At 66.5% G+C, this 25,001-nt stretch carries 26 protein-coding genes; 4 read left to right on the top strand and 22 right to left on the bottom strand.

Annotation, left to right across the window (positions count from 1 at the left end; all coding sequences use genetic code 11):
• Positions 1 to 16 precede the first annotated feature (16 nt).
• The 8 genes from dapF to ITX31_RS01635 form a co-directional block, all read right to left on the bottom strand.
• A complete protein-coding gene (dapF, locus tag ITX31_RS01600; RefSeq protein ID WP_323745544.1) occupies positions 17 to 967 on the bottom strand; it encodes a diaminopimelate epimerase in 951 nt (316 codons plus the stop codon).
• Positions 964 to 1,872 (bottom strand): tRNA (adenosine(37)-N6)-dimethylallyltransferase MiaA, encoded by a 909-nt coding sequence (miaA, locus tag ITX31_RS01605; protein ID WP_152275245.1) that lies wholly within the window; start codon positions 1,870 to 1,872, stop codon positions 964 to 966. Before miaA ends, dapF begins: the two co-directional genes overlap by 4 nt.
• Positions 1,869 to 3,404 (bottom strand): tRNA (N6-isopentenyl adenosine(37)-C2)-methylthiotransferase MiaB, encoded by a 1,536-nt coding sequence (gene miaB / locus ITX31_RS01610; protein WP_228528969.1) that lies wholly within the window; start codon positions 3,402 to 3,404, stop codon positions 1,869 to 1,871. Before miaB ends, miaA begins: the two co-directional genes overlap by 4 nt.
• 121 nt (positions 3,405 to 3,525) lie before the next feature.
• The gene (locus ITX31_RS01615) at positions 3,526 to 4,344 is read right to left on the bottom strand and encodes a hypothetical protein (RefSeq protein ID WP_228528905.1); all 819 of its coding nucleotides are present in this window, start codon (positions 4,342 to 4,344) and stop codon (positions 3,526 to 3,528) included.
• A gap of 81 nt (positions 4,345 to 4,425) precedes the next feature.
• Complete coding sequence (locus ITX31_RS01620; RefSeq protein WP_194781757.1) at positions 4,426 to 5,730, bottom strand: coiled-coil domain-containing protein; 1,305 nt, start codon at positions 5,728 to 5,730, stop codon at positions 4,426 to 4,428.
• Positions 5,731 to 5,775: 45 nt separating this feature from the next.
• The gene (locus ITX31_RS01625; RefSeq protein ID WP_194781758.1) at positions 5,776 to 6,342 is read right to left on the bottom strand and encodes a regulatory protein RecX; all 567 of its coding nucleotides are present in this window, start codon (positions 6,340 to 6,342) and stop codon (positions 5,776 to 5,778) included.
• 9 nt (positions 6,343 to 6,351) lie between these two features.
• Complete coding sequence (gene recA, locus ITX31_RS01630; protein WP_194781759.1) at positions 6,352 to 7,401, bottom strand: recombinase RecA; 1,050 nt, start codon at positions 7,399 to 7,401, stop codon at positions 6,352 to 6,354.
• Positions 7,402 to 7,612: 211 nt separating this feature from the next.
• The gene (locus ITX31_RS01635) at positions 7,613 to 7,837 is read right to left on the bottom strand and encodes a DUF3046 domain-containing protein (protein WP_194781760.1); all 225 of its coding nucleotides are present in this window, start codon (positions 7,835 to 7,837) and stop codon (positions 7,613 to 7,615) included.
• Positions 7,838 to 7,941: 104 nt separating this feature from the next.
• On the opposite strand from ITX31_RS01635, the gene ITX31_RS01640 reads away from it, so the two are divergent.
• Complete coding sequence (locus ITX31_RS01640; RefSeq protein ID WP_194781761.1) at positions 7,942 to 8,418, top strand: MarR family winged helix-turn-helix transcriptional regulator; 477 nt, start codon at positions 7,942 to 7,944, stop codon at positions 8,416 to 8,418.
• Positions 8,419 to 8,521: 103 nt separating this feature from the next.
• Here ITX31_RS01640 and ITX31_RS01645 read toward each other — a convergent pair whose 3' ends face one another.
• The 6 genes from ITX31_RS01645 to dapA form a co-directional block, all read right to left on the bottom strand.
• Entirely contained in the window at positions 8,522 to 8,947 is a 426-nt protein-coding gene (locus ITX31_RS01645; protein WP_091606131.1) for a helix-turn-helix domain-containing protein, read from the bottom strand.
• Between the two features lie 164 nt (positions 8,948 to 9,111).
• Positions 9,112 to 9,585, bottom strand: a complete 474-nt coding sequence (locus ITX31_RS01650) for a CinA family protein (protein ID WP_194781762.1) — start codon at positions 9,583 to 9,585, stop codon at positions 9,112 to 9,114.
• Positions 9,582 to 10,187, bottom strand: a complete 606-nt coding sequence (gene pgsA / locus ITX31_RS01655; RefSeq protein ID WP_194781763.1) for a CDP-diacylglycerol--glycerol-3-phosphate 3-phosphatidyltransferase — start codon at positions 10,185 to 10,187, stop codon at positions 9,582 to 9,584. Before pgsA ends, ITX31_RS01650 begins: the two co-directional genes overlap by 4 nt.
• A 19-nt stretch (positions 10,188 to 10,206) precedes the next feature.
• On the bottom strand, positions 10,207 to 13,056 hold the full coding sequence (locus tag ITX31_RS01660) for an FtsK/SpoIIIE family DNA translocase (RefSeq protein ID WP_194781764.1): 2,850 nt from the start codon (positions 13,054 to 13,056) through the stop codon (positions 10,207 to 10,209).
• 109 nt (positions 13,057 to 13,165) lie between these two features.
• A complete protein-coding gene (locus ITX31_RS01665) occupies positions 13,166 to 14,857 on the bottom strand; it encodes a ribonuclease J (protein ID WP_194781765.1) in 1,692 nt (563 codons plus the stop codon).
• Positions 14,858 to 14,863: 6 nt separating this feature from the next.
• On the bottom strand, positions 14,864 to 15,784 hold the full coding sequence (dapA, locus tag ITX31_RS01670) for a 4-hydroxy-tetrahydrodipicolinate synthase (RefSeq protein WP_194781766.1): 921 nt from the start codon (positions 15,782 to 15,784) through the stop codon (positions 14,864 to 14,866).
• An 89-nt stretch (positions 15,785 to 15,873) separates the two neighbouring features.
• On the opposite strand from dapA, the gene ITX31_RS01675 reads away from it, so the two are divergent.
• Positions 15,874 to 17,046: a heparan-alpha-glucosaminide N-acetyltransferase domain-containing protein gene (locus tag ITX31_RS01675; RefSeq protein WP_194781767.1), complete on the top strand. Its 1,173-nt coding sequence runs from the start codon at positions 15,874 to 15,876 to the stop codon at positions 17,044 to 17,046.
• Positions 17,047 to 17,083: 37 nt separating this feature from the next.
• Here the strand turns inward: ITX31_RS01675 and ITX31_RS01680 are convergent, their stop codons facing one another.
• The 8 genes from ITX31_RS01680 to ITX31_RS01715 are packed head-to-tail and all read right to left on the bottom strand — an operon-like array spanning position 17,084 to position 23,466.
• On the bottom strand, positions 17,084 to 17,566 hold the full coding sequence (locus tag ITX31_RS01680; RefSeq protein ID WP_194781768.1) for a hypothetical protein: 483 nt from the start codon (positions 17,564 to 17,566) through the stop codon (positions 17,084 to 17,086).
• An 11-nt stretch (positions 17,567 to 17,577) separates the two neighbouring features.
• On the bottom strand, positions 17,578 to 18,336 hold the full coding sequence (gene dapB / locus ITX31_RS01685; RefSeq protein WP_194781769.1) for a 4-hydroxy-tetrahydrodipicolinate reductase: 759 nt from the start codon (positions 18,334 to 18,336) through the stop codon (positions 17,578 to 17,580).
• A gap of 16 nt (positions 18,337 to 18,352) precedes the next feature.
• Entirely contained in the window at positions 18,353 to 18,793 is a 441-nt protein-coding gene (locus ITX31_RS01690; protein ID WP_194781770.1) for a molybdenum cofactor biosynthesis protein MoaE, read from the bottom strand.
• Positions 18,783 to 19,283 (bottom strand): MogA/MoaB family molybdenum cofactor biosynthesis protein, encoded by a 501-nt coding sequence (locus tag ITX31_RS01695; RefSeq protein WP_323745545.1) that lies wholly within the window; start codon positions 19,281 to 19,283, stop codon positions 18,783 to 18,785. The genes ITX31_RS01690 and ITX31_RS01695 overlap by 11 nt, the downstream gene beginning before the upstream one ends.
• On the bottom strand, positions 19,280 to 19,774 hold the full coding sequence (moaC, locus tag ITX31_RS01700) for a cyclic pyranopterin monophosphate synthase MoaC (protein ID WP_194781771.1): 495 nt from the start codon (positions 19,772 to 19,774) through the stop codon (positions 19,280 to 19,282). The genes ITX31_RS01695 and moaC overlap by 4 nt, the downstream gene beginning before the upstream one ends.
• A gap of 40 nt (positions 19,775 to 19,814) precedes the next feature.
• Positions 19,815 to 21,056, bottom strand: coding sequence for a gephyrin-like molybdotransferase Glp (glp, locus tag ITX31_RS01705; RefSeq protein ID WP_194781772.1), 1,242 nt, complete (start codon positions 21,054 to 21,056; stop codon positions 19,815 to 19,817).
• Positions 21,057 to 21,094: 38 nt separating this feature from the next.
• The gene (locus ITX31_RS01710; protein WP_194781773.1) at positions 21,095 to 21,907 is read right to left on the bottom strand and encodes a tyrosine-protein phosphatase; all 813 of its coding nucleotides are present in this window, start codon (positions 21,905 to 21,907) and stop codon (positions 21,095 to 21,097) included.
• A 32-nt stretch (positions 21,908 to 21,939) separates the two neighbouring features.
• Complete coding sequence (locus ITX31_RS01715; protein WP_194781774.1) at positions 21,940 to 23,466, bottom strand: molybdopterin-dependent oxidoreductase; 1,527 nt, start codon at positions 23,464 to 23,466, stop codon at positions 21,940 to 21,942.
• 142 nt (positions 23,467 to 23,608) lie between these two features.
• Here ITX31_RS01715 and moaA point away from each other — a divergent pair, with 142 nt between their 5' ends.
• Both moaA and ITX31_RS01725 read left to right on the top strand, forming a co-directional pair.
• Positions 23,609 to 24,709 (top strand): GTP 3',8-cyclase MoaA, encoded by a 1,101-nt coding sequence (moaA, locus tag ITX31_RS01720; protein WP_194781775.1) that lies wholly within the window; start codon positions 23,609 to 23,611, stop codon positions 24,707 to 24,709.
• A complete protein-coding gene (locus ITX31_RS01725) occupies positions 24,710 to 24,970 on the top strand; it encodes a MoaD/ThiS family protein (RefSeq protein WP_194781776.1) in 261 nt (86 codons plus the stop codon).
• Positions 24,971 to 25,001: the final 31 nt, after the last annotated feature.

Below are 25,001 nucleotides of genomic sequence, written 5' to 3' on the forward strand. Positions count from 1 at the left end.
GGGGCCTGCAGCGGCGCTAGAGCAGGGTTCCGCGTGCCACCAGCACGGCCGGTCCGCTGAGTTCAACATGCTCGCGTCCTTCCGGTCCGGTGAGGAACCGGATGCCCAGCACCCCTCCGGGCACGGCAACGCTCCAGCTGTTCGGGGCAGCCGCTCCGGCCCAGAAGCGGGTCGCCGCGGCGGCCGCGCAGGCTCCGGTGCCGCAGGACTGGGTCTCCCCCACTCCGCGTTCGTGCACGCGCATGGTCAGCTGGCCTACACCGTCCACCACCAGGGGCTCTGCCGGGACGACCAATTCAACATTGGTCCCTTCTTCAGGGACAGGTTCCACGGACGGCGCTTTGGTTAGATCCGTGGCGACCAGTTCGTTTAGCTCCGCCAAGGCAACTACGGTGTGGGGGTTGCCCATGCTCACGGAGAGGCCGGGCCGGGGTACTTCCAGGCCGCCGGCGTTGACCACGGTGTCCATGGCCTTCGCCGCAGCGTGATCCGGAAAGATGAATTCCCACGGGCCCATGTCCACGGCGTAGCCGTTTTCGGTGCGGGTCACCGTCTTCAGTCCTGCGCGGGTTCCGATCGGAAGGGCCTGGCCCTCGGCGAGCTGCGCCAGCCCCTCTTCCAGCAGGAAGTGGACGAATACGCGCACGCCGTTGCCGCACATCTCCGAGACACTGCCGTCACCGTTGCGGTAGTCCATGAACCACTCTGCGTCCGGGTTGGTCTGCAGCAGTGCCTGTCCTTCGGGAAGGTGCTCCGAACGCACGGCACGGATGAAGCCGTCTGCGCCAATGCCGTTGTGGCGGTCGCACACGGCTGCCACCTCCCCGGCGTCGTAGTCCCGCAGCCCGTCCGGATCGGCAACCAGGACAAAGTCGTTGCCGGTACCGTGTCCCTTCGCGAAGGCGAGGCCGGCCAGGCCGGAGGGCAGACCAGAGGCGGACAGGGCAGCGGGGGAAGTAGTGCTCACTGATCCAGAATAGCGGTGAGCGCCTTCTCATGCAGGTTGGGATCGAGGGCATCCAGCCACGTGACGCGCGGATCGGCCCGGAACCAGGTGAGCTGGCGGCGAGCAAACTGCCGGGTTGCCACCACGGTGTCCTCAACCGCCTGTTCCGTACTCCACAGCCCATCGAGGACTTTCAGGAACTGGGCGTACCCCAGAGCCCGTGAGGCGGTGCGTCCGGTGCGCAGACCGGCAGCGTCCAGGTTCCGGACTTCCTCCAGCAGGCCCTGCGCGACCATGCGGTCCACCCTCAGGGCGAGCCGTTCGTGCAGTACCTGGCGGTCGACGTCGAGCCCCACCTGGATGGCCGGCTGGTGGTAGGTGCGGTCCGGCATAAACGAACTGAACGGCCGTCCGGTGAGCTCGTAGACCTCCAGCGCGCGTACCACCCGGCGGGCATCGCCCAGCCGTCCGGCGGATACCGGGTCAACCGCCGCCAGCCGCCCGCGCAGCGCGTCGAGTCCGGCGCGCTCAAGTTCAGTTTCGATCCGCTGCCGCACCTGCGGGTCGGTGCCGGGAAACTCGAGGACGTCCAGGGCAGCGCGGACGTACAGTCCGGAACCGCCCACGAGGATCGGATACTTGCCGCGGGCACGGATCTGGTCGATGGCCGCGCGGGCCTGGGCCTGGAAGGCGGACACACTGGCGTCTTCGGTGACATCCAGGATGTCCAGCAGATGGTGCGGAATTCCCCCGCGTTCGGCTTCGGGCAGTTTGGCAGTGCCGATGTCCATGCCGCGGTAGAACTGCATTGAGTCCGCGTTGATAATCTCCCCGCCCAGGTGCCGGGCTAGGGCGACGCCGAGGTCTGATTTACCGGTTCCGGTGGGACCGACGACGGCGAGAACGGGCAGCTGCGCGGCCGTCACCGGCGCGGCGGCAGGGCAGGCATGCCGAGCGAGACGCCTGCGCGGGCAGCGCCGTCGGCCGCTGGTGCCGGAACGCCGCAGGAATCAGCCTGCGAACGGTCCCAGGCATCCCCGGCGCGTGAACGGCGCAGCGAGTAGTCGGCGGCGGTGGCGGGATCCGCCACCAGGTGGAAGGCCGCGGCGGACGTGACCGGAACGGTCACCAGGTCTCCCGGGCGCGGAACCGGGGCGCCGTCGGGAACGGAGAAGTGCACCAGCCGCTGGTCGCGTGACCGGCCTGAAAGGCGTCCGGTCTCCTCGGATTTGCGGCCGGCCGCGGCCGTGACCATGACCTCCACCGTTGTGCCCACCTGCTTGGCGTTTTCCTCCGCGGCGATGCGGTCCTGCAGTGCGGTGAGCCGCTCGTAACGCTCCTGCACCACGGCTTTGGGCAGCTGGTCCGGAAGTTCGGCCGCCGGGGTGCCGGGCCGCTTTGAGTACTGGAAGGTGAAGGCAGTGGCGAACCGGGCCTGCTCGACGACGTCGAGCGTTGCCTGGAAGTCCTCTTCGGTCTCCCCCGGGAATCCGACAATGATGTCCGTGGAGATGGCGGCATGCGGCATCTGCCGGCGGACCTTCTCCAGAATGCCGAGGAACTTCCCGGAGCGGTAGGACCGCCGCATGTCCTTGAGGACCTTGTCCGATCCGGACTGCAGCGGCATGTGCAGCTGGGGCATCACGTTATGCGTCTCAGCCATCGCATCGATAACGTCATCGGTGAAGGCGGCCGGATGCGGGCTGGTGAAGCGAACACGTTCGAGTCCCTCAATGGATCCGCAGGCGCGAAGGAGCTTGGCGAACGCGCCCCGGTCCCCGAACTCGACCCCGTAGGAATTTACGTTCTGGCCCAGCAGGGTGACTTCGATGGCGCCGTCGTCCACCAGCGCCTGGACCTCCGCGAGGATCTCCCCCGGCCGGCGGTCGCGTTCCTTGCCGCGCAGCGACGGGACAATGCAGAACGTGCAGGTGTTGTTGCAGCCAACCGAGATTGAAACCCAGCCGGAGTAGACGGAATCGCGCTTGGTCGGAAGCGTGGACGGGAAGACTTCGAGGGATTCAAGAATTTCCAGCTGCGCAGCGTCGTTGTGCCGGGCCCGCTCCAGCAAGGCGGGCAGGGCACCGATGTTGTGCGTGCCAAAAACCGCGTCCACGAAAGGTGCCTTGGCGATAATGGTGTCGCGATCCTTCTGCGCCAGGCAACCGCCGACGGCGATCTGCATGCCGGGACGGGTTTCCTTGACGTGTGCCAGCTGGCCCAGGTTGCCGTAGAGCTTGTTGTCCGCGTTCTCGCGCACGGCGCAGGTGTTGAAGACGACGACGTCGGCGTCGCCCTCGTCCGCCGGAACGTAGCCGGCGCCCTCGAGCAGGCCGGAAATCCGTTCGGAGTCGTGGACGTTCATCTGGCAGCCGAAGGTCCGCACCTGGTAGGTGCGCTGGTGCTTTTCAGGCTCCGGGCCGGCTGGCGGTTCTGGTGCGGGACGGGATACAGACAGGCTCACCCTACAAGGGTACGTCCCGCCGGCGACCACGCCCCAATTTCCCCCGAGAGGCCAGTTACGGCTCTTTCCAGCGCTGGCAAGAGCCGCAACTGGCCTCTCGACGGTTGGCCGGGGCCTAGTACCAGTTGTTGGCGTAGTGGAAGTTCAGTGCCGAACACGGGGTGCCGTAGCGCGATTCAATGTAGGTCAGGCCCCAGTTGACCTGGGTACGGTAGTTCGTCTGCCAGTCACCGCCGGCGGTGGCCAACTTGGTACCCGGCAGGGCCTGCGGAATACCGTAGGCTCCGGAGCTCGCGTTCGTTGCGCTGGTCAGCCACTCGGATTCCTTGTTCCACAGGGTATCCAGGCACGTCATCTGTGAAGCGTCCCAGCCATGGGAGCTAAGGACGGAAGCAGCGTAGGCCTTTGCTCCGGCGGGATCATCCACCGGCACGGAGGCAGCTGCAATGCGGGCTGCTTCTTCGGCTGCAGCCTGTTCAGCCGCGGCCTTTTCTGCCGCCGCCTTTTCTGCTGCGGCTGCCGCGGCCTCTGCTTCGCGGGCTGCTGCTGCCTGGGCCTGAGCCTCGGCGGAAGCAGCCTGCTCGTCTGCCGCCTCCTGCTCAGCAGCCTGCTGTTCTGCGTCGGCCTGGCCGGCCGGGGAACCCGCCTCAGCGGAAGCGGACTGGCCGGCCTCGGGCTGCGGGGCGGCGTCGGCATCCGGTTCGGGAGAATTGCCGGTTTCCGGCACGGGGGCATCAGTGAACAGCGGCAGTGCGAAACTCGCCAGCTGGACACCTGCGGCAGCGCGGAGGTCCTCCTCACCGGCTGCGGCGCCGGCGGTCCCGACGATCATAATTCCACCAAGGGCGGCAACCGCCCCCACCTTCAACCGGTTGCGGCGGCGCTGCACGGCGCGGTGCTTCCTCTGTTCACGACGTCCCTGAAAGTTGCTCATAGGACGGCGACTGTACACATCGATTCTGAATAAGGTCGCGATTAGATAACGGCCATGTTGCGTTTCGGTAACGAAGCCGGTTTAATACCAGCCCTTCAGCTCCGAGTGGGTCCACGCGCCGCAGGGTGTCTTGTACCTCTGAGCGATGTAGCTCAGGCCCCAGCGGATCTGGGTCTGGTAGCTGGTGCGCCAGTCGCTCCCTGCCGCCGCCATCTTGTCCCCCGGCAGCGACTGCGGAATTCCGTAGGCACCACTGTACGGATTCATGGCGCTGGTCAGCCAGTTTGATTCCCGGTTCCACAAATCAACGAGGCATCTAAATTCCCCGTTGTCCCACCCGTAAACTGCCATCGTGGAAGCAGCAAAGGCCTGCGCTCCGGCCGGATCATTCACCGGTGCTGCCGGAGGAGCAGGGGGCGGCGGCTGGGGCGCCGGAGCCGGCGGATCCGGCAGCGGTGCAGGGGCCGGAGCAGGTGCCGGAGCCGGAACAGGGGCGGGCGGAGGGGTGTTTCCGGGCGCCGCCGGAGGTTTGGGACTTATGGGATTTATCACTGGGTCGGCGTCCCTGCCGGGTGCAGTTTCCGCAGCGCGGCGGGCTTCCTCAGCCTGCTGCCGGACTGATTCATCGAGCCGTGCAGCCTGGATCCGGCCGAGCTCTGCTTCCGCCGTCGTGCTGCGCAGTTCGGCCAACTGAGCGGCAAGAACGGCGCTGCGCTCTTCCTGTTCACGGACGGCTGTCTCGGCTGCCTGGGTGGCGGACTGGGCGTCCTCGTACTGCTCTCCGGCCAGCGCAGCCAGCTTGGCCCGGGCCTCCCGCTCCGACTGCTCGGCTTCCTCGAGGGACTCTGCGGCATTCCGGGCCGCTTCAGCCTCACCGTAAAGCCGGGAGGTACGTTCTGTGACCAGGGAAAGGGTGGTAAGGCGGTCCAGGTGCGCCGCCCCTTCATCGGCATCGAGAAGGAAAAGGACGGTGCTGTCCATCCCGCCGGTCTTATAGGTCTGGGCAGCCAAGGCCCCCACCTGGCCCCGCAGCTCGCCGGCACGGGCCGACGCTTCGCTGCGCTGCGCAGCCAGCTCCGCCAGGCGTGCGTCACTGGCCTCCACTTCGGCCCGCAGCTCGTCGTAGCGGCTTGAAGCGGACACGGCAGCGTTGCCGAGGCTTCCTGCTTCGTCGTAGAGGCGGTCCAGGAGTTCTTCGAGGTTGCGAACCTGTTCCTCAGTGGAAGCGGTGTCTGCCTTGGCCGCCGAAATGTCTTCCCAGGAGGGGTACTCCGCTGCGAATGCGGGAGGCACACCGACCAGCAGCGTGGCACCCAGAACGCCGGCCGCGGCAGCGGCCACGGCAGGGGTCCGCAACTTCCGTCCCAGCAGCCTCACAGTAAACATAGTGATGACAGCATACGGCACGGAAGCAACCGGCCTCAGCGGCCGCTACAGCTCGCTCTCCTGCCGGGCACTTAGGGCGTCGTTCACAACCGAAAAACCAAGGGAGGGTGAATAGCCCTTCCGGGCGAGCATGGAAACCAGCCGGCGAACCAGCTTGTCCCGTTCCTTAGGATCTGCAGGAACGGCGGCACGGCGCAGCTTCCGCTCGACCAGGTCCCTGGCTGCCTCGACTTCGTCATCGGCGCTGATCTGTTCCAGGGCTTCCTCGGCCAGCTCCGGGTCGATCCCCTTGCCGGCCAGTTCACGCCGGATGGCGGAACGTGCCAGCGACCGGGTCTGGGACCTGCTGCGGACCCACATGCGCGCAAACTCTGCGTCGTCAATCAGCTGGACTTCCTCGAACCGGTCCAGCACCGCCCGGGCTACGTCTTCGGGCACGTCCCGCTCTGCCAGCTTGTCCGCGAGCTGCTGCCTGCTCTTCGCCGAGCTTGTCAGCTGGCGCAGGATGATCGCACGGGCCACAGAGTGCGGATCAGCCTCGGGCGTTGAATCTGCTGCTGAGCCGGGAGTGGGCCCATCCTCCACTCCCGGCTTGCGGCGGCGCTTCTGCATGAGTGCCGACTAGGCGCCGGCTGCCGCCGCGTTGGCCTTGGTGTCAGCTGCCTGCTCTTCGGGCTGCGCATCCACGCCGAGCTTGACCCGCAGGCGCCGTTCGATCTCGTCCGCCAGTTCCGGGTTGTCCCGGAGGAAGCGGCGGGAGTTTTCCTTGCCCTGACCCAGCTGATCGCCATCGTAGGTGAACCAGGCGCCGGATTTCTTGACGATTCCGTGCTCCACGCCCATGTCGATCAGGCCGCCCTCACGGGAAATGCCCTGACCGTAAATGATGTCGAACTCGGCCTGCTTGAAAGGCGGGGCCATCTTGTTCTTGACGATCTTGGCGCGGGTACGGTTACCAACCGGGTTGGTTCCCTCCTTCAGCGTTTCGATGCGTCGCACGTCGATGCGGACGGACGCATAGAACTTCAGCGCTTTGCCGCCGGTGGTGGTCTCCGGGCTGCCGAAGAATACACCGATCTTCTCGCGCAGCTGGTTGATGAAGATGGCCGTAGTCTTGGTCTGGCTCAGGCGTCCGGTGATCTTGCGCAGCGCCTGGCTCATGAGCCGAGCCTGGAGGCCCACGTGGCTGTCACCCATTTCGCCTTCAATTTCAGCGCGGGGCACAAGGGCGGCCACGGAGTCGATGACCACGATGTCCAATGAGCCGGAACCCACCAGCATGTCCATGATTTCAAGCGCCTGCTCGCCGGTGTCCGGCTGGGAGACCAGCAGGGCATCGGTATCCACGCCCAGCTTCTTGGCGTACTCCGGGTCCAGGGCGTGCTCAGCATCAATGAATGCCGCGATGCCGCCGTTTTTCTGTGCGTTCGCTACAGCATGGAGTGCCACGGTGGTCTTACCGGAAGATTCGGGTCCGTAGATCTCGACGACGCGGCCCCGGGGAAGGCCGCCTATGCCCAGCGCGATGTCCAGCGCGATGGAGCTGGTGGAGATTGTTTCGATCGGGGCGCGCGTCTCGTCGCCCAGCCGCATGATCGAGCCCTTGCCGAACTGCTTGTCGATCTGGGCCAGTGCTGCTTCGAGTGCTTTGGCGCGGTCTGGAGCGGCCATTCTTCACCTCTGTTGTTGTGGCTGTTGCTGATATTCCCGGCCCGTGGGCCGACTGTCGGTTGCTCACTGAGAACCGTATGCGACGGCACTGACACTGCCGCGGCGGCCAGATGCCGGTGTGGACAGCCGGAGCGGGGCGGACCAGTTGCTGCCCCTGTGTAGGAGCATATCGGGATCCGAACAGATATTCGAATAGATCCTTCCCGCGTGTCTACGCCTGCTTGGGTTTGATGTCCCGCCCCAGCCTGCGTTCCGGCGGCACTTCCTGCATCTCGCAGACCTCCAGCCAGACCCGTTTCGGGTCCGTTCCGCTCTCCAGCGCCTGTCGTGCTGTCCGGCCGCCCAGACCGGTGAGGACAAGGTCCGCCGCGAGCACGCGGGAGTACGCAGACCCGAATTCGTCATCCATAAGCCGCCAGAAATCACTGATACGCATCAATTAATCGTCTCACGCCCGGCACCCGCTCCGCTGCTTCGAAACCCGGCCCGGCCTCCCGTACCGGCCGCGGAACAGGCTGCACGCCGCCTAGAATAGGGTTTATGAGCGATAAGCCCCCGGCAGCTGTTTCGGGTCCGAACCAGGCCATCGAGAACCTTGAACAGGAGCTCAGTGTCCTGTGGCGCCGGGCGCGCGCAGCATCCCAGCGCGTGGCCAGGGCCGTGCACCCGGACCTTGAGCCGGCAGCCTACGGCCTGCTCGTCCTCCTGCAGCGGCGCGGCCCGCTGCGCTTGACGGACGTGGCTGCCGCCATCGGAGTGGGCAAGCCGTCCGTGAGCCGTCAAATCGTCATGCTCGAGTCCCTGGGCCTCGTGGAGAAGCAGGCGGATCCGGAGGACGGCCGCGCACAAACCATCAGCCTGACCGAGTCCGGAAGCGAACAGCTAACGCGTACGCAGCGGGCCCGGGAAAAGCACTTCCGCGCGCTGCTGGCTTCCTGGGACGAGGACGAGGTGCACACCCTCTCCCTCCTGCTCCATAAGCTCAATGCGTCCCAGGTTCCGGACAGCTCCCAGTAGCAGCAGCCGGATTCGCGCCACACACGTCAAAAGACCCCGCCGGAAGGCGGGGTCTTTTGAGTATGTCTTTGGGGCGGGCAGCTCACACTGCTGCCCGAGGTTGTTACGGCGTGCGAGCCAGATCCCGAGCCAGATCCTCAGGGAACTCGCGGGCAAACTCCCGCGAGAACTCCGTTGGAACAGTGTCGGGAATGGAAACGCCTTCGGCACTGGCCACACGGTCACTGACCTCACGAAGCATCAGGGACAAAGGTACATCGAGAGCACTGCAGATTGAGGACAGGAGTTCAGAAGAAGCTTCCTTCTGGCCCCGCTCAACTTCGCTTAGGTAACCGAGCGAGACCCGGGCACTGTGCGACACCTCACGCAGGGTACGGCCCTGGCGCTGACGTACATCACGGAGTACGTCACCAATCTCGTGGCGTAGAACTACCATTTTGCGCTCCTTAGGCTCCCGGTGTGCGTCTTCCGCCAACCCTACATCCCGCCAGCGAATGACGCCGTTCACGGACACGGGCTGCTTCACCATGTGTATGTCCTGCTCCCTATATCGATCCGACCGCGGTTCGAACCGCGGAATGTCTACGATCCTAAACCGGAAACCTTGGGGGTTCCTGATACTACTAACTGATGCCCCTGCGGATTTGTTCCCGGGTATCTTCCGTGACTTCCGAACGCCGTCTGCGCCCGCTGTTACACAGCGCCAAGCTCGATGGCCAGCAGGTCCAGGGCGGCATCGCACGCCTGGCTGCGGATCGAAGCCCGGTCCCCCGTGAAGTGGAACTCGCGCCAGCTGCTGCCGGAGGCAGCCGCAACGCCAATGAACACGGTACCGACCGGCTTTCCGTCGTGGGGCTCGGGCCCCGCCACACCGGTGGTGGAAATGCCGACGTCTGCCCTGAGGAGCTGCCGTACTCCTACGGCCATCTGCTCGACCACGCGTGCGTCCACCGACCCGGCTGACCGGAGCAGGGACCCGTCCACGCCAAGAACGTGTTCCTTGACTGAGTTCTGGTAGGCGACCACTGCCCCCTGCAGTACTGCTGACGCTCCCGGAACGGTAGCCAGCTCGGCCGCGACCATTCCCGCGGTCAGCGACTCCGCGGCGGCGATCCTCGTACGCGCCGCTGCCGCCGCCGCAACCACCAGTTCGGCGGGGGTGCTCATGCGCCGGGACCCGGGTTCCCGCGGGCACCGGCCCGCAGCTTGATGGCCTGCACCACGTAGTCCAGGCCGGTCACAACGGTGACTGCGACCGCGGCGGCCATGACGGTGGCACTGATCCACCAGGCCCACTCCCCCAGCCAGGATGTCAGTGGAAGCAGGAACAGGAAGATGGCGAAGGTTTGGATGACGGTCTTGAGCTTCCCCCCGCGGGAGGCCGCCATGACCCCGTAGCGGATCACCACGAAACGCATCACGGTGATGCCGATTTCACGGACGAGGATCACGATCGTCACCCACCACCAGAGTTCGCCCAGGATGGAGAGCATGACCAGCGCGGAGCCAATCAGCAGCTTGTCCGCAATCGGGTCGGCAATCTTGCCGAAGTCGGTGATCAGCCCCCGGCTGCGGGCAAGGTCGCCGTCGAGCTTGTCGGTGTAGATAGCCACGGCGAAGGTAGCCACCGCCAGCCAGCGGAAGAGTCCGTCCCTGCCGTCGTCGGCCACCAGGAACCAGATAAACAGGGGCACCAGGACGATGCGGATGATCGTCAGGACGTTGGCGATGTTGAGGGTGGGTACCCGCTCGGTTCCAGAATTGCTCACAAAACCAGCCTAACCGGATTCAGCGCCCGGTGAGGTTCCAGGCGTCCTCGGAACCTTCACCGTCATCGCCGGACCCTTCCTCGCCGTCGTAATAATCCTGCGCCTGCGGCCGCGAGTCCAGGTCCTGCGCCACCAGGTCAACGGGGCCGCCGGACTCGAAGCCCTGGTTGACGTTGGCGTTGTCCGCCAGCGCCGCAACCTCCGCCGCCTCCGGACCTGCCAGCGCTTCCCCGCCCTGGATCGCTGCCAGCGTTGCCGCCAGGTCGTCCGGCTTCACCAGCACGTCCCGTGCCTTGGAACCTTCGGAGGGACCAACGACGCCGCGCGACTCGAGCAGGTCCATGAGGCGCCCGGCCTTGGCGAAGCCGACGCGCAGCTTGCGCTGGAGCATGGACGTGGAGCCGAACTGCGTGGTGACTACCAGTTCGGTGGCCTGCAGCAGGACGTCGAGGTCGTCTCCAATGTCGTCGTCGATCTGCTTCTTCGGCGCCGTGACGGTGACGTCCTCGCGGTACGTGGCCTGCAGCTGGTTCTTGACGTGCTCCACCACGCGGTGGATCTCAGATTCGGTGACCCAGGCACCCTGGACGCGGATTGGCTTGTTGGAGCCCATCGGCAGGAACAGGGCGTCGCCCTGGCCCAGCAGCTTCTCGGCACCGGGCTGGTCAAGGACCACGCGGGAGTCGGTGACCGAGGACGTAGCGAACGCCATGCGGGACGGAACGTTGGCCTTGATCAGGCCGGTGACGACGTCGACGGACGGGCGCTGCGTGGCCAGCACCAGGTGGATGCCGGCGGCACGGGCCAGCTGCGTGATGCGCACGATCGAGTCTTCGACGTCCCTTGGGGCGACCATCATCAGGTCCGCGAGTTCGTCCACGATCACCAGCAGGTACGGGTAGGGCTTCAGGACGCGCTTGGAGCCGGCCGGCGGCACTACCTTGCCGTTGCGGACCGCCTTGTTGAAGTCGTCGATGTGCTTGTAGCCGAAGTTCGCGAGGTCGTCATAGCGGGTGTCCATTTCCCGGACCACCCACTGCAGCGCCTCGGCGGCCTTCTTCGGGTTGGTGATGATGGGAGTGATCAGGTGCGGAACACCTTCATAGGCGGTCAGTTCCACGCGCTTGGGGTCCACCATGACCATGCGCACCTCGTCCGGGGTTGAACGCATGAGGATCGAGGTGATCATCGAGTTCACGAAGGAGGATTTGCCGGCACCGGTTGCACCGGCCACCAGCAGGTGGGGCATCTTGGCCAGGTTCGCGACGACGAACCCGCCCTCGACGTCCTTGCCCACACCCATGACCATGGGGTGCTCGGTCTTGCGGGCGGCGTTGGAACGCAGCACGTCGCCCAGGGCGACGACTTCCTTGTCCGCGTTGGGAATCTCGATGCCGATGGCGGACTTGCCCGGAATGGGCGAAAGGATCCGCACGTCGGAGCTGGCGACGGCGTAGGAGATGTTCTTGGACAGCGCCGTCACGCGTTCCACCTTGGTGCCTTCGCCCAGTTCGATTTCGTACCGGGTGACGGTCGGCCCGCGGGAGAATCCGGTGACCTTGGCATCAACGTTGAACTGCTCAAGGGTACGTGTCAGCGCAGCGACGACGGCGTCGTTGGCTTCGGAACGTTCCTTGGCGGGCGGGCCGGAGGGCAGGAACTCCGACGGCGGAAGGGTGTAGGTCACGTCCCCAGAAAGCTGCAGCTGTTCGGTGCGCTGCGGGATGGGGGCCGACGGCGGCACGTGCGCCACGGGGCGGGACGGCACCGGGGGTACCGGCGGCGCGGCTACCAGGGAAGCGGCTGCCTCGGGAACCAGTGAAATGGCTTCCGTAGGCGGTTCGGCGTCTTCCAGGCCTTGGTCGCGGCGAAGCTTCTGGGTGGCAAGTTCGGACTTGGTGGGCCGGCGGACGCCCGGCGGAACCTGCGGCTCGGCTGCGGCGGCGGCTTCGGCCCGCTCTTCCTCATCCCGCAGCAGGGCTGCTTCGAAGGCCTCGTCCCCGGCAAAACCGTCGTTGTGCTCCGGCTCGGCTTCCTTCTTGGCGCGGCCAAAGCGGCGTTCCTTTTTGGGCTTGGCAGGACGGTCCGAGGCGTAGAGGTAGCTCTGGTCGTGGGCCTCGGGATCGTCGTCCGCGAGGTCCTGCCCCATGAGGTGCTCGTACAGGGCCCGCAGCCGCAGCGGAATGTGCCGGAACGGCGTCGCAGTAACGATCAGGACGGAGATGAAGACCAGCAGCGAGAGCAGGATGATGACCGGCCACCTGGTGACAGCGGAGGAAAGCGGCCCGGCTACCAGGAATCCGACGATTCCTCCGGACACCCAGAGGCGCTCGAACCCGTCGGAAAGCGCGGGGGCCCCGCCGATCAGGTGCGTGAGGCCCGCCCCCGCGCAGGCCATGATGGTCAGGCCGATGCTGATGCGGCCGTTGGCCCGGTGCCGTTCCGGATACCGGAAGAGCCGCACTGAGGCGGTCAGGAGCATAAAGGGCAGGATCACCGCCATCCAGCCAAAGGTGCCTGCGGCGCCGGCGTGGATCACGTCCGCGACGGGCCCGCGGAGTGCCCACCACTCAACGGTGGCGATGAGCAGCGCGGAGAGGATCAGGAAGAAGCCGGTTCCGTCCCGGCGGATCTGCCGGTCCGGTACGACGTCGGTGCCCAGTTTGCGGACTCCGGCGCCGACGATGCGGGCAACGCCCATCCAGGCGCCCTGCACCGCGCGCAGCGGAAGCGGAAGCGTCTCTTCGGGCTGGCCCTTGGCCGGGGTGCGGCTGGCAGGCTTCCCGCGCTGCGCGGACTTCCCGCCGCCGCGGGCTGGAGTCCGGCTGGAGGAACTGCCGCGCGCGGCAGGGGAAGTACGAGTCGCCATACGTGCCACGCTACCGGACAGCGGGGAAAATCAGGCGAATATACGCGCCAAACAGGCGCTCTTCCTTCCCCGGACAGGAGCCCGTCCGGGGAAGGAATTCGGCCGGAGCCTAGGCCTCGAGGACCACCGGAACGATCATCGGGCGGCGGCGGAGCCTGCGGTTGACCCAGGTTCCAACCACGCGGCGGACAACCTGCTGCAGCTGGTAGGCAGTGTGGTCCCGGTTGGAGGTCACGGCCTCTTCGAGGGCCTTGCTGATCTTGGGCTTGATCTCGTTGAACACCGCGTCGTCCTCGGCGAAGCCGCGGGCATGGATCTCCGGACCGGACACGATGGTGCCGGTGCTGCGGTTCACCACGGTGATGACGGAGATGAAGCCTTCCTCACCAAGAATCCTGCGGTCCTTGAGGTCGGTGTCGGTAATCTCGCCGACGCTCGATCCGTCCACGTAGACGAAGCCGCAGTCGATTGCGCCGACGACCTTTGCCTTGCCGTTCACCAGGTCCACGACGGTGCCGTCGTCGGCCAGGATGATGTTCTCTTCCGGGACGCCCGTTTGGACCGCGAGCTTGCCGTTGGCGATCAGGTGCCGGGTCTCGCCGTGCACGGGCATGGCGTTCTTCGGCTTGAGGATGTTGTACGTGTACAGCAGTTCCCCGGCGGAGGCGTGCCCGGAGACGTGGATCTTGGCGGTGCCCTTGTGCACGACGTCCGCGCCGAGCTTCATGAGGCCGTTGATGACCCGGAAGACCGCGTTCTCGTTGCCCGGAATCAGGGACGAGGCGAGGATGACGGTGTCGCCCTTGCCGATGCTGATCCGGTGGTCGCCGTTGGCCATGCGGGACAGTGCTGCCATCGGTTCGCCCTGCGACCCGGTGGACATGAGGACCAGCTTGTGGTCCGGCATGTTGTCCACGTTCTTCAGGTCCACCAGGATGCCGTCGGGGACGTGCAGGTAGCCGAGCTTCTCCGCGATGGCCATATTGCGGACCATTGAGCGGCCCACGAAGCAGACCTTGCGCCCGTGGGCTGCAGCGGCGTCGAGCACCTGCTGCACGCGGTGGATGTGGGAGGAGAAGGAAGCGACGATGATGCGCTTCTTGACCTTGCCGAAGAGCTCTTCGAGCACCGGGCCGATTGCCCCCTCCGGGGAGGTGAAGCCCGGGACGTCCGCGTTGGTGGAGTCCGCCATGTAGAGGTCCACGCCTTCCTCGCCCAGGCGGGCGAAGGCGCGGAGGTCCGTGATGCGTCCGTCCAGCGGCAGCTGGTCCATCTTGAAGTCGCCGGTGTGCAGGACATTGCCTGCACGGGTGCGGATAAAGACTGCGAGGGCGTCCGGGATGGAGTGGTTGACGGCCACGAATTCGCATTCGAAGGGACCGAACTGCTCAACCTGGCCTTCCTTCACCGTCAGGGTGAAGGGCTTGATGCGGTGCTCCTGCAGTTTCGCTTCGATCAGTGCGAGCGTCAGCTGCGAACCGATCAGCGGAATGTCCTTCTTCAGGCGCAGCAGATAGGGAACCGCTCCAATGTGGTCCTCGTGGCCGTGGGTGAGCACTACGCCCACCACGTCGTCCAAACGGTCCTCAATGTAGGAGAAGTCCGGCAGGATCAGGTCGACGCCGGGCTGGGTCTCTTCGGGGAAGAGCACCCCGCAGTCAACAATGAGCAGTTTGCCGTCGATCTCGAAGACGGCCATGTTGCGGCCGATTTCTCCAAGTCCTCCCAGCGGAACGATTCGCAGCGTTCCGTCTTTGAGGCGGGGAGGTGTTCGCAGAGCGTTGTCCGCAGCTTCAATCATGTTTTATTACGCCTTGTCCTGGGAAAAGTCCCATCCTGCTTCGGCCAGGTCCGCCAGGACAGCTTCCATTTCGATGGCGTCGGGAGCAACCAGCGGCAGGCGTACTGCGGCGTTGGGGATCACTCCCTGCATCTTCAGGATCTGCTTGGCGGAAATGGCACCTGGTATGTGTGTCATTACGGCTCGCACTACCGGATCCAGGTCAAAGTGGATCCTGCGGGCCTTGTCGAAATCTCCTGCGGCGGCCGCGTCGACGAGGGCGCGGAACGCGCCGGTGGCAACGTGGGCGCTGACGCTGACGACGCCGGCCGCTCCGGCTACCATCCACGGCAGCGTCAGTCCGTCGTCACCGGCGTAGACGTCAAGCGTCGTGTTGGCCAGGACGCGGGTTACGGCCGCGAAATCGGCCTTGGCATCCTTGAGTGCCAGGACCTTGGGGTTTTCCGCGAGGCGGAACATCGTCTCTGTGGCGATGGGGATCCCGGCGCGGCCCGGGATGTCGTAAATCATGATGGGCAGGTCGCTCGCCTCCGACACGGCGTCGAAGTGCGCAATCACGCCCGCCTGCGTCGGCTTGTTGTAGTAGGGCGTCACTACCAGCTGGCCGTCGGCACCTGCGCGCTCGGCACGGCGGGCCATCTCCACGGAGTGGGAAGTGTGGTTGGTTCCGGTACCGGCAATGACCTTCGCCCGGCCGCCGACAGTCTGCGCCACTACACGGAAAAGGTCTTCCTTTTCGCTGTCCTCAAGAGTGGAGGTCTCGCCGGTTGTCCCGGATACAACCAGGCCGTCGCAGCCGTCCTCGACCAGCTTGTTGGCAAGGAACGCAGTGGCGTCGAAGTCGACTTCTCCGTCTGCAGTGAAAGGGGTGACCATGGCGGTCACCAGGGTTCCAAACGGACGGGAACGAATATCAGAGTCTGCCATGGGTAAAACGTTACCTGTTGGAGCTGCGAATGGGACAAACGGACACCCTCGCAGCCCTGGCCGTCCGGTCCCTGTGAGACGATTCTGGAATGAGCAGAACGCGTCTGACGGGCATCGATGCGGCCCGCGGGGTGGCGCTGCTGGGCATGATGTCCACCCACATTTTCCCGTTGTACGATCCGGCAACGGGTGAACCCACGTTCGTTGCGCTGGCTTTCTCCGGCCGGGCCTCTGCCCTGTTCGCCGTCGTGGCCGGAATCGGCCTCGCCCTGCTCACCGGCGGGATGAACCCGGGAACCGGACCCTCGCCCGGTGCCAGCCGGCGCGGCATCGCAGCCCGTGCGGTGGTGATCGCACTGGTGGGCCTGCTGCTGGGCGGGCTGGACACCTCCATTGCCATCATCCTGTTCCATTACGCCGTGCTGTTCCTGATGGTGCTTCCCTTCATCTCCATGCCGCTGGGCAGGCTCGCAGCGTGGGCGGGCGCGTGGATCTGCTTCTCCCCCGTACTGGCGTACCTGGTGCGGCCCTGGCTGCAGGAGAACATCAACCCTCCGGACGTGGGCGGGAACATTACCTGGGAGCACTTCGCCGAACCTGCCACCCTCGCCGCCGACGTGTTCTTCACCGGTTTCTATCCCACTGTGCAGTGGCTGAGCTACCTGTTGGTGGGGATGGTCATCGGCCGTTTGGACCTGCGGACCCTGCCGGTGCAGGCGGGCCTGGTGATCGGCGGGATCTTCGCGGCGGTGGCCGCCAAGTACGTCAGTGCCTACCTGCTCGTCGATGCAGGAGGCTTCGCGGAACTGCTGGCAACCGAGTCCGGCCAGCGCTGGCCCATCGGCCGGATGCTGGAGGCCAACCTCACCGGAGTCGAGCAGTCCGGGTCCTGGTGGTGGCTGGCCGTCAGCGCACCGCATTCGGGAACCACCCTGGACCTGCTGCACACCTGCGGCACGTCAGCCGCCGTCGTCGGAGTCTGCCTGCTGCTGACGCGGGCACGCCCGAACCTGCTGCTGCCGCTCTCCGCCGCAGGCGCCATGACCCTCACGCTCTACAGCATGCACATCTGGGTGATGGCGCTCGTTGACGCGCAGGATGCGCCGCTGGACCCGTCCTGGGTGTTCTGGCTGCAGGCCGCCGCGGCAGTACCGCTTGGAATTGCCTTCTTCAAGCTCGGATCCCGCGGACCCTTGGAAACCGTGGCTTCGGGTGCCTCAAGGCTGGCGCGGGACGGGAAACTCACCGGAGAGCGGCATTAGGCAGCCGCGCCGGGGAGGCATCAGTTAGCCGGAACTGTCAGCTAGCCGGGACTGAGGCACTGAAAAGCCTGCCCGCGCGGCGCATGGACGAACGCGCGCGCCTGCGGTCCCCGGCGGCGTCGTAGGCGCAGGAAAGCCGGAACCATGCCCGCCACTGCTCAGGGTCCGCCTCGACCTCGGCCTGGTACTTGGGGAACTCGGCGTCGGCTGCTTCGCGGACAATCCGGCCTCCCGGCGTGCGCGGCAGGTCATCGACGGGCAGTCCGCCCTCGTCCGCGAGGATCCGGGCCATCTTCTCGGTCTGGACACCGAAGAGCAGCTCGCGGACCAGCGCCCACACCCCGACGGCGGGCAGGACGAAGTACGCCGCGCCCATGGCTTTCGGAACGAGCCCGTCAGAGGTCATCAGCAGCCAGCCGCGCTGGGCGACCACAACGATGTAGAACACCAGGAGCACCGTGACCAGCAGGACGCCGATCTTGGCCTTGTTATGGAACAGTCCGGAGAAGAAAGTGGACAACGCGGGTTTCCTTAGGCGTTCAGGTTGAGGTAGCCGTCAAGACCGACGGTAAGGCCCGGGTGCGCGGCAACTTCGCGCAGGCCCAGGAGGACGCCGGGCATGAAGGACGCCCGGTCGTAGGAATCGTGGCGGATGGTGAGCTGCTCGCCTTCCCCTCCCAGCAGGACTTCCTGGTGGGCGACCAGCCCGCGAAGGCGAACCGAGTGCACACGGATGCCCTCGACGTCGGCACCGCGGGCACCCGGGAGCTCCTTGACGGTTGCGTCCGGCGACGCCGGGATGCCGGCCTCGGCACGGGAGGCAGCCATGAGCTCCGCGGTTCGGACGGCAGTGCCCGACGGCGCATCCACCTTGTTGGGATGGTGCAGCTCAACGATTTCCACCGATTCGAAGTACCGGGCCGCCTTGGCGGCGAATGCGGAGGCCAGCACGGAGCCGAGGGCAAAGTTCGGGGCGATCAGCACACCGGTCTCGGGGTGCCCGCCCAGCAGGGCATCCAGGCGCTCCAGCCGGCCGGCATCCCAGCCGGTGGTCCCCACGACCGCGTGCATGCCGTGCTCGACGGCGAAGCGGACGTTGGCTTCGGTACTGTCCGGTACTGTCAGGTCCACCACGTACTGCGCGCCGGCGGATACCAGGGTCTGCAGCGGGTCCTTTCGGCCAAGCGCAGCTACCAGTTCCATGTCCGGTGCCGCATCCACGGCCCGAACTGCTTCGGATCCCATGCGTCCGGTGGCTCCCAGGACCGCGACGGGCAGTTTATTGCTCATGAAACCAGATTACCGGTCACGCCGGGCCGTCACTGACGCCTACCCACTCCACGGTTCCGTCGGCGAAGACCTGTTCCTTCCAGATGGGCACCTCGGCCTTGACGGTATCAACCAGTTCGGAGCACGCCGCGAAGGCCGTTCCCCGGTGGGCCGAGGCCACCGCTGCCACCAGCGCGGCGTCGCCTATTTCCAGCGGCCCGGTGCGGTGCGCCGCCCAGATCCGCACGCCGTCGTACTTCGCGGCGATGCGGTCCGCAACTGCTGCGACCACCGCGGAAGCAGTGGGATGCGCACTGTAGCCCAGGGAACGGACGCCCTTGCCGCCGTCGTGGTTCCGCACGATTCCGCTGAAGGTGACGACTGCGCCTGCCTGCGGCGTCCAGACCTCGGCGTAGGCGGTCTCGGTGTCCAGGGCAGAGTCGCCGACCGTTGCGGCAACTACTTCGCTAGTGCTCATTGATGCCCTCCAGCTGGCCGCAGATGTGTCCAAGGACCGGTTCCAGGACCTCCAGTGAATCCGTGACGCCCGAGGGCGAGCCGGGCAGGTTCAGCAGGAACGTCCGTCCGGCTGTCCCGGCGTATCCGCGGGTCAGCGCTGCCATGGGAGTCTTGGTCAGCCCGTGGGCACGCAGCGCCTCCATGATCCCGGGAACCTGGCGGTCCAGCAGCGGCAGGGTCTGTTCCGGCGTGGCGTCGGTGGGGCTGATGCCGGTGCCGCCGCTGGTGATCAGCACTGACGGTTCCAGGGCGAGCATGCGGCGCAGCGCAGCGCCAACTTCCCCGCCGTCGGGAACCACTTCGGCCAGCACTACGTCATAGCCGTGGCCGTACAGCCAGTCCTGCAGCAGCGGTCCGGCCTCATCCTGGTAGATCCCGGCAGCGGCCCGCGTGGAAGCTACCAGGATGGCGGCCGTCCGGCGCGGCGCCGGTTCGGTGCGACGGCTCACAGGCTCCAGTCTCCGCTCTTGCCGCCGGACTTTGCCAGCACCATGATGTCAGTGACCACGGCGTGCTTGTCCACTGCTTTGACCATGTCATACAGCGTCAGGGCGGCGACGGAAACGGCGGTCAGCGCTTCCATTTCGACGCCGGTGAGGGCCTTGGTCTTCACCGTTGCCTTCATCAGGATGGCGCTTTCCTGCGGCTCGAAGTCCACGGTCACCTTGGTGATGGGCAGCGGATGGCAGAGCGGAATCAGGTTAGAGGTCTGTTTGGCGGCCATGATCCCGGCGACGCGGGACACTGCAAAGGCATCGCCCTTGGGCAGGTTGCCGTCGCTGAGCAGCCGGACCACGTCTTCGGTGGTCTTCAGGACTGCCTGGGCCGTGGCAGCACGGGAGGACTCGGCCTTGGCGGACACGTCCACCATGTGGGCCGTGCCGTCTGCGCGGACGTGGGTGAGGGCCGGTGCGTCCCCGGAGTGTTCTTCCCCGGACATTGGTGGGGTCCTTTCGCTGGTGCTTCCAAGCCTATGGCGCTTACTCCAAGAGCCATACTGTCACTTCTGCGCCGGCTTCCAGGTGTCCGGTGCTTTCCGGGATGAGGACAAGCGCGTTGGATTCGGCGAGGGCGTGGACCAAATGTGAGCCAGGGCCGCCGATCAGCGACACCCGGCCGTCGCGGAAGCGGCCGCGGCGGACCTGCAGTTTCCCCTCGGGGCTGTCTGCCGCTGCGTCCAGTACCGCGGTGACGGCGGGCCGCGGCCGGGGAAGCCCGGTCAGCGCTGAGAGGGCAGGCCGCAGGAAGACCTCACAGGAGACCAGCGCGCTGACGGGATTGCCGGGAAACCCCAGGAAGGGAACGCCGTCCACCATGCCGATACCCTGCGGACCGCCCGGCTGCATGGCCACGGAGAGGAACGCGACGCCTTCGGCTTCCAGCGCCAGCCGCACCACCTCGTAGGCACCCTTGCTGATGCCGCCGGAGGTCACCACCAGGTCTGTCCGGTCCCGGTACAGCTCGCTGCGCAGTGCGGCAAGGAAATCCTCCGGGGAATCGGCGAGGATCCGGGATCGGACTACCTCCGCTCCAGCGTCGCGAAGACTGGCCGTCAGCAGTGTGGTGTTGGCGTCGTGGATCTGTCCGGGAGCAAGGTCCACGCCCGGTTCAACTACTTCGTCCCCGGTGCTCAGCAGCGTCACGCGCACCGGCGCCAGCACCGGCACGGCTGCAATCCCAAGTGCGGCCAGCAGGCCAAGCTGGGCAGGACCCAGCCGCGTGCCCTGGGCAAGTGCCCGGGTTCCGGCGGGGATGTCGCTGCCGGCTGCACGGACAAACTGTCCCGTCCGAACACCGGCCGGCAGGAGCACCCGGGCACCGTTGAGATCTCCGGGATCGAAGAAGGAGTCCGGCTGCGCACGCTCAATCGGCACGACGGCGTCCGCTCCGGCTGGAAGCATTGCTCCGGTCATGATGGGGGCAGCGGTTCCAGGGTGCAGCTCCGGGGCCGCAGTGCCGGCGGGAATAGGGGCTGCGACCTGGAGCTCAACGGTGCTCCCGTCCGGCACCGCCAGCTCCGCGGACCTGACCGCGTACCCGTCCATCTGTGAGTTGGCGAACGGGGGCAGGCTGCGCGGCGCCGGAACGTCCTCGGCTAGGATCCGCCCGGCTGCCTCGGCGAGCGTGCGCTGCTGCACCTGCCGCTTTAGGCTGTTGGCCAGCAGGGCGCGGACCGCTTGCTGGTGTTCTGCTACGGGATGAACCCGGCTGCCTGTACTCACGTTCCCTCACTCGGATCCGTCATCGCCTGCGCATGAGTCTATGCCCGGATGTGGGGCTGCTGCAGGCGGGCACGCAGCCGGCTGAGCTCCGGATCCGTAAGGCCTCCGGCCCGGAGATACCCCGCGGCGGAGCCGTAGGTCTCCTCCACCCAGGCCAGGGCGGACTGGATGGCTTCAGCGGGTGCACGCGTAATCAGGGTGACGATACCTTCTGTGAGCGGAACGCCCATGCTGCCGACCATGCCCAGCATCCGCTGCGACCATTCGCCGGCAAGGTTCGCTTCGCTGCGCCCGTAATCGCCCACGACGGCCTTCCTGTCTGCGCCCGCGGCGTCCAGGATCAGCGCCGCAGCAACCCCGGTGCGGTCCTTGCCCGCGGTGCAGTGGATCAGCACTGCGCCCTCACCCGCCGCGATTTCCCCGGCGGTGCGTGCAAACTCCGCGGCACCGTGCTCCAGCATCCCGATGTAGAGCTGGCCGAGCGTGGGCAGCCGTTCCATTGCTGCCTCCATTAGCTTCATCGCGGCTGCCGGATCACCTGACGCCGCTGCACGCTGCATCGCTTCCTCGGCCATCCCGGTGAACGCGCCTTCGATCAGCGGGAGGTCCATCTTCTCCACTTCCCTTGCTGCCGGCCCGCGGGCCGGGGCCATCTGCTGTTCGGCCGGTGTCCGGTAGTCGATGATTACCCGGATTCCGGAACCGGCCAGGTCTGCCAGCCCCTTGGGCGTCAGCGAGCTGATGGCATCGGAGCGGTAAAGTACCCCGCTGGCGGTTGTACCGCCTCCGGTCAGCGGCAGGCCTCCGATATCACGAAAGTTGAACGTGCCCTCGAGGTTGTGGATCACCATGCTCCGACTTTAGCGGACCGGCTTCGGAGCGCTCAGCCGGCGCTGACGCGGATGGTATGCAGGCCGGTGGCGCCGTCCGGTACCACCGGGCGTACGTCCTCGTCCTGCACGTTGCCCCTGGCGTCCACCGCGCGCACCGTGAGGGTATGGTCCCCCGGCAGCAGGTCGACGTCGGCGGCGAATTGCCGCCAGGTGTCTGCTGAGATTCCGGCGGCCAGCCGGGTGTCCTGCCAGTCGCCGTCGTCCACCCGGACCTGAACCGCGCTGATGCCCGTGTGCTGCGCCCAGGCCACGCCCGCAACCGTGGTTCTCCCCTCCGCAACCTTGGCTCCCCTGGCGGGCGTATCGATCCGGGAGGAGAGCTTGACCGGTCCGCGTTCGGACCACCCGCGGTCCGTCCAGTACGAGGTTTCGTCTGCGAAGCGGGAAACCTTTAACTCCGAGACCCACTTGGTTGCGGAGACGTAGCCGTACAGCCCGGGCACCACGAGCCGAACTGGAAAGCCGTGCTCCGGAGGCAGAGGTTCACCGTTCATGGCCACGGCAAGCAGTGAGTCACGGGCATCCGTGAGTGCCTCCAGCGGGGTGGTGGCGGTCCAGCCGTCCTCGCTTCGCGACAGCACCATGTCCGCCCCCGGCTGCACGCCGGCTTCCGCCAGGAGGATCCGCACCGGCCAGCCGAGCCACCTGGCGTTGCCGATCAGCGACCCTCCGACCTCGTTGGAGACGCAGGCAAGGGTCACCCAGCTTTCCTGGAGCGGTTTGGCCAGCAGGTCCGCGTAGGAGATCTCCACTTCCCGGTCAACCAAACCAGTGACGCGCAGCCGCCAGGTTTCCGGGTTGATCAGGGGAACCCGCAGCGCTGTATCGATGCGGTAGAAGTCCGGATTGGGAGTGATGAGCGGTTCAGCCCCCGGGACACCCAAATCCGCCCCGGCGGGAATGGCGGCCGCTGGCTGCACGGGTGCGGGAAGCTGCAGGTTCGCACGGAGGTCATCCACCGCCACCTGCGAGCTGCGTGCCGCCCCGGCCAGCCCACCGCCCACGGCAGCTACGGCGGCTCCCCCGCCGACTGCGCGCAGGACGTCCCGGCGTCGGGCTCCGGCCTCCGTCCCGGATGACTGCCCGTAGCGGCGGATCCGCGCCGTCAGTCCGCGAAGCACCAGCACTCCGGCAAGCCCGGCGATAAGCGGCGGGAGCAGCGCCAGCGGACTGAACTGGGCGCGGGACAGGACTGCGGCAGCGCCTAGGATCCCGAATCCGGCCAGGACCGCGGATCCCCACGGCGGACGCCTGGCCTCCAGCAGGCCGCAGAGTGCTCCCAGCCCAAGGATGATCAGGAGCATGCCGGCCAGCAGCGCGGTCTTGTCCGAGGTGCCAAACACGGCGATGGCCCAGTCCTTGACCGGCGCGGGAACTGCGTCCACCACCACCGAACCCACGGCGCTCACCGGTGATAGGGAGGGGCTCAGCGCCGCTGCGGCCAGTTCTCCTGCTGCGGCCGCGATACCGGCCGCCACTGTTCCCGCCGCAGCGGAGAACCCACGGGTTCCTGGCATCAGTAAGCTCCTTCACCGCAGGCGGCTCGCCGCGCCGGTGGCACGGGCGTTTCCTCGATTATGGCAGGGCAGGGCGGGGTAGCGGCCCCGCCCTGCCCTGCCCTGCCTAGAGACGGCGTGTGAAACGGCCTACACTCGGGGGATGGGAATTGAGCTGGGCATGCCCTCGACCGCACGGCCGCCGTCTGCCGTGGAGGAAGCAGGTGCACCGGCGCAGCTGGACGGGCTGGCGGACCGTTACGGCCGCCGTGCCACGGACATGCGCCTCTCCCTCACTGACAAATGCAACCTGCGCTGCACCTACTGCATGCCGGCCTCGGGTCTGGACTGGCTGCCCAGGGACAAGGTCCTCACCGCCGCGGAGATCATCCGGCTGGTGGGAATCGGCGTGGACACCCTCGGCGTGCGCGAGCTGCGCCTGACCGGCGGCGAACCCCTGGTCCGTGCCGACCTGGTGGACATAGTTGCCGGCATCCGCGCGAACCATCCGGACCTCCCCGTGTCGCTGACCACCAACGGCCTGGGACTGGACAAGAAGGCCGCTGCGCTGAAGGCGGCAGGACTGAGCCGGATCAACGTCTCCCTGGACTCGCTGCACCCGGGCACCTTTGCACAGCTCACCCGCCGCCCATTCCTGGACCGGGTCCTCGCCGGTGTGGAAGAAGCAGCCCGGGTGGGCCTTGGCCTCATCAAGATCAATGCGGTGCTGATGCGCGGCATCAACGATGCCGAGGCACCCCGGCTCCTGGCCTGGGCCGTCGAGCACGGATTCGAGCTGCGGTTCATTGAGCAGATGCCCCTGGATGCCGACCACGGATGGACCCGGGACGGGATGATCACGGCCGCTGAGATCCGTTCCCTGCTGGAGGAGGATTTCATCCTTACCCCGGACCCCCGGAACCGCGACGGCGCACCGGCCGAACGCTGGGAGGTGCGGCACCGCTCCGTGCCTGGGGAGGTTGCCGGCGTCGTCGGCATTATTGCCTCCGTCACGGAGCCGTTCTGTGCCGACTGCCGGCGTACCCGCATCACGGCGGAGGGCAAGGTACGCAGCTGCCTGTTCTCCCACGAAGAGACAGACCTCCTGGATCTCCTGCGCAGCACCCGGGACGATACCGTAGTCGCCCGCCGCTGGCAGGAGGCGATGTGGGGCAAACCCAAGGCCCATGGCATGGACCATGCCGGGCTGGGCGCACCTGATTATGTGCAGCCCAGCAGAACCATGAGTGCGATAGGTGGCTAAGTGCTGATCCGCTATTTTGGCGCTGCGAAGGCAGCGGCTGGAATCGAAGAAGAAACCCTCGACGCCGGGCCGCTCCAGCTGGGTGAGCTGCTGGAAAAGCTGGCCGCGCTGCATCCGGACGCGCCGGAGGGAACACCGGTCCTGCAGACAGTCATTGGACGTAGTACGTTCCTGGTGAACGAGGTCGCTGCGCGGGACCGCTCACGGCTGCTGACGCCGGAAGACACGCTGGACATCCTTCCGCCTTTCGCCGGCGGCTAACCCCTTCCCAATATCGCCGAGATGACAGAAA

This window comes from Arthrobacter gandavensis (assembly GCF_015355785.1).
In the GTDB taxonomy this organism is placed as follows: domain Bacteria; phylum Actinomycetota; class Actinomycetes; order Actinomycetales; family Micrococcaceae; genus Arthrobacter_B; species Arthrobacter_B gandavensis_A.

Coding starts and splice junctions, on each gene's coding strand:
- ITX31_RS01615 (WP_228528905.1), bottom strand. CDS start 4,344: ATGAGCAACTTTCAGGGACGTCGTGAACAGAGGAAGCACCGCGCCGTG.
- ITX31_RS01675 (WP_194781767.1), top strand. CDS start 15,874: ATGAGCAGAACGCGTCTGACGGGCATCGATGCGGCCCGCGGGGTGGCG.
- ITX31_RS01710 (WP_194781773.1), bottom strand. CDS start 21,907: ATGGTGATCCACAACCTCGAGGGCACGTTCAACTTTCGTGATATCGGA.
- ITX31_RS01650 (WP_194781762.1), bottom strand. CDS start 9,585: ATGAGCACCCCCGCCGAACTGGTGGTTGCGGCGGCGGCAGCGGCGCGT.
- ITX31_RS01645 (WP_091606131.1), bottom strand. CDS start 8,947: ATGGTGAAGCAGCCCGTGTCCGTGAACGGCGTCATTCGCTGGCGGGAT.
- ITX31_RS01635 (WP_194781760.1), bottom strand. CDS start 7,837: ATGCGTATCAGTGATTTCTGGCGGCTTATGGATGACGAATTCGGGTCT.
- dapB (WP_194781769.1), bottom strand. CDS start 18,336: ATGAGCAATAAACTGCCCGTCGCGGTCCTGGGAGCCACCGGACGCATG.
- ITX31_RS01660 (WP_194781764.1), bottom strand. CDS start 13,056: ATGGCGACTCGTACTTCCCCTGCCGCGCGCGGCAGTTCCTCCAGCCGG.
- ITX31_RS01640 (WP_194781761.1), top strand. CDS start 7,942: ATGAGCGATAAGCCCCCGGCAGCTGTTTCGGGTCCGAACCAGGCCATC.
- recA (WP_194781759.1), bottom strand. CDS start 7,401: ATGGCCGCTCCAGACCGCGCCAAAGCACTCGAAGCAGCACTGGCCCAG.
- ITX31_RS01690 (WP_194781770.1), bottom strand. CDS start 18,793: ATGAGCACTAGCGAAGTAGTTGCCGCAACGGTCGGCGACTCTGCCCTG.
- ITX31_RS01665 (WP_194781765.1), bottom strand. CDS start 14,857: ATGATTGAAGCTGCGGACAACGCTCTGCGAACACCTCCCCGCCTCAAA.
- moaC (WP_194781771.1), bottom strand. CDS start 19,774: ATGTCCGGGGAAGAACACTCCGGGGACGCACCGGCCCTCACCCACGTC.
- ITX31_RS01715 (WP_194781774.1), bottom strand. CDS start 23,466: ATGCCAGGAACCCGTGGGTTCTCCGCTGCGGCGGGAACAGTGGCGGCC.
- ITX31_RS01625 (WP_194781758.1), bottom strand. CDS start 6,342: ATGCAGAAGCGCCGCCGCAAGCCGGGAGTGGAGGATGGGCCCACTCCC.
- ITX31_RS01620 (WP_194781757.1), bottom strand. CDS start 5,730: ATGTTTACTGTGAGGCTGCTGGGACGGAAGTTGCGGACCCCTGCCGTG.
- dapA (WP_194781766.1), bottom strand. CDS start 15,784: ATGGCAGACTCTGATATTCGTTCCCGTCCGTTTGGAACCCTGGTGACC.
- moaA (WP_194781775.1), top strand. CDS start 23,609: ATGGGAATTGAGCTGGGCATGCCCTCGACCGCACGGCCGCCGTCTGCC.